Below are 4907 nucleotides of genomic sequence, written 5' to 3'. Positions count from 1 at the left end.
GGCCTCCCCCCGAGGAGGTCCGCGCGGCCCGTCGGCGTCGCGCCCCGGTGCCGCCGCCCGACGGCGGCGGCCCGGGGGGGGGTCAGTCCGGCCGCCCCGCGCGCGGCGGCCCGCTCTCGGCCCAGCGCTTCAGCAGGGCGGCCGCCGCGCCCGAGTCGACCGCCTCGGCGGCCCGGGGCAGTGCGGCCGCCAGCCGCTCGACGACCGGCTGTTCGGAGGGCGTCAGCGCCGCCAGGCCAGCCGCCGCGGACAGCAGGACGGCGTCGCGGACGGGGCCCTGCTCGCCGTCCAGGACGGCGTGGACCACGCCCGCGTTGTGGGCGGCGTCGCCGCCGCGCAGCGCGTCCGGGGCCGCCGTGGCGATCCCGAGCTCGCGCGGGTCGAGCCGCTCCTGCACGAACCGGCCGGTGGTCGCCGTCCAGACCGTCGAGGTGGTGGAGACGGACAGTTCGTCGAGGCCGTCGTCGCCCCGGAAGACCAGCGCGTCCACGCCCTGGCGGGCGAACACGGCGGCGATCAGCGGGCCCAGCCGGGGATCGGCGACGCCGACCGCCATGGCCGTGGGCGAGGCCGGGTTGGTCAGCGGGCCCAGCGCGTTGAACGCCGTCGGCACGCCCAACTCCTTGCGGGCGACGGCCGCGTGGCGGAACGCCGGGTGGAAGGCGGGGGCGAAGCAGAAGCCGATCCCGACCTCGCGCACCGAGCGGGCCACCTCCTCGGCCGAGAGCTCCAGCGCGATGCCGAGCCGCTCCAGCACGTCCGCCGAGCCGGAGGCGGAGGAGGCCGAGCGGTTGCCGTGCTTGACCACCCGGGCCCCGGCGGCGGCCGCCACGATCGCGGCCATGGTGGACACGTTCACGGTCTTCGCGCCGTCCCCGCCGGTGCCGACGATGTCCAGCGTCGGCCCCGGCACGTCGACCCGCACCGTGTGCTCGCGCGCGGCCCGGACCAGCCCGTCGACCTCCTCGGCGGTCTCGCCCTTGGCCCGCAGCGCCACCAGGAACCCGGCCAGCTGCGCCGGCGCCGCCTCGCCGCGCATCACCCGGTCCATCGCCCAGGCGGTGTCGGCGGTGCTCAGGTCCGTCCCGCCGATCAGCGCCGCGAGCAGCTGCGGCCAGCTGCGCGATTCACCATTCCCTGTCACTGGTCACCCATTCCGCTCGTCGATTCCGATGTGCGTGCGGTCAGCGCCCGGCGCCGACCGCGAGGAAGTTCTCCAGCAGCTGCATGCCGCCGGTGGTGGTGATGCTCTCGGGGTGGAACTGCACCGACTCGATGGGCAGGCTGCGGTGCCGCATGCCCATGACGTAGCCGTCGTCGTCGGCGGTCGCGGTGAGTTCCAGGTCCTCGGGCAGCGGCTGGGTGACGATCAGGGAGTGGTACCTGGTCGCGGTGAGGCTGTTGCCGAGGCCGGCGAACAGGCCGCGCCCGTCGTGCGTCACGGTGCTGGTGCGCCCGTGCATCAGCCGGTCGGCGACCTGGACCCGCCCGCCGAACGCCAGGCCGATCGCCTGGTGGCCCAGGCACACGCCGAGCAGCGGGACCTTCCCGGCGAAGTGGTGGACGAGTTCGACGTGGCCGGAGGCCGCCGGGTGCCCGGGGCCGGGGCCGAGCACGACCGCGTCGGGCGCGGTCGCGGCCAGCTGCTCGGGGGTGCGGGTGTGCGAGCGGACCACCTCGGTGTCCGCGCCGAGCGCCCGCAGGTACTGGTCGATGATGTGGACGAAGCTGTCCCGCGCGTCCACCAGCAGAACCTTCACGCCGTCAACTCCTCACCCGTCAGGGCCCAGTAGGCGGCGCCCAGCTTCGCCAACGTCTCGTTCCACTCGCCCTCGGGGGTCGAGTCGGCGACGATCCCCGCGGAACTCTGCACGGAGTACACCGCGCCGTCGTGCGCGATCGTGCGGATGCACAGCGCCAGTTCGCTCCAGCCGCCGACGTCGATCAGGCCGACGGCGCCGGCGTAGGCCCCGCGCGGCTCCCGCTCGATCTCGTGGATGATCTCCATGGCGCGCAGCTTGGGCGCGCCGGTCATGGTGCCGGCCGGGAAGGTCGCGCACAGCGACCGCCACACGTCGGCGTCCTCCTCCAGCTCGGCGCTGACCGTGGACACCAGGTGGAAGACGTGCGAGAAGGTCTCCACCACCATCAGGTCGTCGGCCGTCAGGGTGTGCGGCTTGCAGACCCGGCTGATGTCGTTGCGGGAGAGGTCGACGAGCATGACGTGCTCGGCCTGCTCCTTGGTGCTCGCCAGCAGGGCCTTGATCCGCCGCTCGTTCTCCTCCTCGTCCTGGTCGCGACGGGTGGTGCCGGCGATCGGGCGCATCACGATCCGGCCGTCCTCGATCCGGAACAGCAGCTCGGGGCTGGCGCCGATCAGCGTGCCCTCGCCGTTCGGGAGCAGGTACATGTGCGGGGAGGGGTTGCGCGAGCGCAGCCGCCGGTAGACCTCGACCGGCGTCAGCGCGGTGCGGACGTCGATCCGGTGGCCGACCTGGATCTGGTAGATGTCGCCGACCCCGATGTGCTCCAGGCAGCGCCGGACCCAGCCGTGGAAGGTGTCGCGGTCCACGCTGTCGTGCACGGACTGCGGGCGGGCGGCCGGCGGGCACGCGGCCTGCGGTTCCTGCCCGGCCGCCTCCCGGGCCGCGCCCGCGAGGTCGTGCCGGCCGTGCTCGCCGAAGGCCGGGCTGTCGGCGGTCCGCAGGACCGGCGCGCCGTCGGTGCCGTAGTGCACGCTGTCGCGGAACAGCGTCAGCACGGCGTCCGGGCGGGCCGGCGGCAGCGCCCGGGCCGGCAGGTCCTCCATGTGCCAGGCCGCGTCGTAGCCGAACCGGGCCAGGAAGCCGAAGTGGAAGCGGTCGCCGGGCAGGCCAGGCTCCAGGCCGAACAGGCCCTGCGCGCGCCGCAGGAACTCCCAGACGCGGGCCGGGTCGGGGGCCTCCAGCCGCCCGGGGGCGTCGGCGGCGGGGGTGAGGCCCGCCGCCTCGGCGGTCGCCCGCAGCACCGGGGCGAGCTCCGCGATCCCGTCGATCTCCAGGTACGAGCCGTACAGCCGGATCTCGGCGAGCGGGCCGCAGCCGAGCACCGCGGGCCCGCCCTGCCGGCCGGACTCGGTCAGGCTCTCCAGCAGGTACACCTGCTCCGCGCCGAGCCGGTCGCCCAGCCGCGTGTACAGCTCCAGCGGGTCGTGCGGCGGCAGCGGCGCGGTGCCGAGCCGGACGGCGAACGGAGGGTGCGATGGCGCGTCTGGCATCGGAATCCTCATCGTGAATGGCCGGCTGGGTACGGCCGGTGAACGAATGGCCCCCAGTCAATCCGTTCGTCCCGGAAGGCGGTCAGACCAGTTCTCCGGTGTGGGAGCAGGCCAATTCGCGGACGCTTGACCTTCTTTCCGCAGCCGGGCTGCAATGAGCGGGCCAGCGATTTCCGTTCCCATCCGAGGGCCGTGATGAATCGAATTCCGCAGACCGGAGCACCTGCCGCCTGGCGTTCCCTGCCGGCGGCCCAGCAACCGCAGTGGCCGGACCAGGCGGCGCTGCGCGAGGTGGTCGCCGACCTGTCGGCCGCCCCACCCCTGGTCCTCGCCGAGGAGTGCGACCGGCTGACCGACCGGATGGCCGCCGTCGCCGCCGGCGAGGCCTTCGTCCTCCAGGGCGGCGACTGCGCCGAGACCTTCGGCGGCCTCACCGCGGACGCGGTCACCGCCAAGCTGCGCACCCTGCTGCAGATGGCGGTGGTGCTGACCTACGCGAGCGGCGTCCCGGTCGTGAAGATCGGCCGGCTGGCCGGGCAGTACGCCAAGCCCCGTTCCCAGCCGGACGAGACCCGCGACGGCCTCAGCCTGCCCTCCTACCGGGGCGACGCGGTCAACGGCCCGGAGTTCACCGAGGCGGCCCGCCGCCCGGACCCGGCGCGGCTGCGGCGGATGTACGAGGCGTCGGCGGTCACCCTCAACCTGGTCCGCGGCTTCGCGGCCGGCGGCAGCGCCTCCCTCTACCAGGCCCACCAGTGGAACCGCGGCTTCCTGGAGGACTCCGCCGAGGCCCGCCGCTACGAGGAACTGGCCGACGGCGTGGACCGCGCCCTGCGCTTCCTGCAAGCCTGCGGCTGCGACCCGGCCGGGCTGCTGGAGGCCGAGTTCTTCGCCAGCCACGAGGGACTGCTGCTGGACTACGAGCAGCCCCTCACCCGCACAGACCCGCGCACCGGGGCGCACTACGCCACCAGCGGGCACCTGCTCTGGGTCGGCGAGCGGACCAGGGGCCTGGACGACGCGCACATCGCCTACTTCGCCGGGATCCACAACCCGATCGCCGTCAAGCTCGGCCCCACGACCACCGCGGACGAGGTCCTCGGCTACGTCGACCGCCTCGACCCCGACCGCCGGCCCGGCCGGCTGACCTTCGTGGTGCGGATGGGCGCGGGCCGGGTGCGCGAACTGCTGCCGCCGCTGGTGGAGAAGGTCACGGCGGAGGGCGCCCGGGTCGCCTGGATCTGCGACCCGATGCACGGCAACACCGTCCAGACCGACGACGGCCGCAAGACCCGCCGCTTCGACGACATCCTGGGCGAGGTCGCCGGCTTCTTCGAGGTGCACCGGGAGCTGGGCACGCACGCCGGCGGCATCCACGTCGAGCTCACCGGCGACGACGTCACGGAGTGCCTCGGCGGCGGCGACCAGGTCCGCGCCGAGGACCTGCACCAGCGCTACGAGACGGCCTGCGACCCGCGGCTGAACCACCGCCAGTCCCTCGATCTCGCCTTCCGGGTCGCGGAGCTGATGAAGGCCTGAAACCGCCCCGGGCGACGGGTGGGGGGGCGGGGGGGGCCGGCCGCCCGCGACCCCCGGCATGCGCGGGCGGTGTTTTGTGTGTAGGGCGCCGCCCGGGGGCCCGCGGCACCAC

The 4907-nt window shown here is 74.6% G+C and carries 4 protein-coding genes; 1 reads left to right on the top strand and 3 read right to left on the bottom strand.

Annotated features, from left to right (window positions below):
- Nucleotides 1-82: 82 nt before the first annotated feature.
- The 3 genes from trpD to ACFV6D_RS36470 are packed head-to-tail and all read right to left on the bottom strand — an operon-like array spanning nucleotide 83 to nucleotide 3256.
- The gene (gene trpD / locus ACFV6D_RS36480; protein WP_380345906.1) at nucleotides 83-1144 is read right to left on the bottom strand and encodes an anthranilate phosphoribosyltransferase; all 1062 of its coding nucleotides are present in this window, start codon (nucleotides 1142-1144) and stop codon (nucleotides 83-85) included.
- A gap of 40 nt (nucleotides 1145-1184) precedes the next feature.
- Nucleotides 1185-1760, bottom strand: a complete 576-nt coding sequence (locus ACFV6D_RS36475; protein ID WP_063349726.1) for an aminodeoxychorismate/anthranilate synthase component II — start codon at nucleotides 1758-1760, stop codon at nucleotides 1185-1187.
- Nucleotides 1757-3256: an anthranilate synthase component I family protein gene (locus ACFV6D_RS36470; RefSeq protein ID WP_380345904.1), complete on the bottom strand. Its 1500-nt coding sequence runs from the start codon at nucleotides 3254-3256 to the stop codon at nucleotides 1757-1759. Before ACFV6D_RS36470 ends, ACFV6D_RS36475 begins: the two co-directional genes overlap by 4 nt.
- Before the next feature lie 195 nt (nucleotides 3257-3451).
- Here ACFV6D_RS36470 and ACFV6D_RS36465 point away from each other — a divergent pair, with 195 nt between their 5' ends.
- Nucleotides 3452-4795, top strand: coding sequence for a class II 3-deoxy-7-phosphoheptulonate synthase (locus tag ACFV6D_RS36465; protein ID WP_063351485.1), 1344 nt, complete (start codon nucleotides 3452-3454; stop codon nucleotides 4793-4795).
- The last annotated feature ends 112 nt before the right edge of the window (nucleotides 4796-4907 follow it).

The organism is Kitasatospora sp. NPDC059812, assembly GCF_042732075.1.
GTDB lineage: Bacteria > Actinomycetota > Actinomycetes > Streptomycetales > Streptomycetaceae > Kitasatospora.
Note: the sequence above shows the minus strand (reverse complement) of the source record. Positions and strands in the feature narration are given on the sequence as shown.

What these genes read in the sequence shown, in the direction of transcription:
- ACFV6D_RS36470 (WP_380345904.1), bottom strand. Translation starts at nt 3,256, where the DNA reads ATGCCAGACGCGCCATCGCACCCTCCGTTCGCCGTCCGGCTCGGCACC.
- ACFV6D_RS36465 (WP_063351485.1), top strand. Translation starts at nt 3,452, where the DNA reads ATGAATCGAATTCCGCAGACCGGAGCACCTGCCGCCTGGCGTTCCCTG.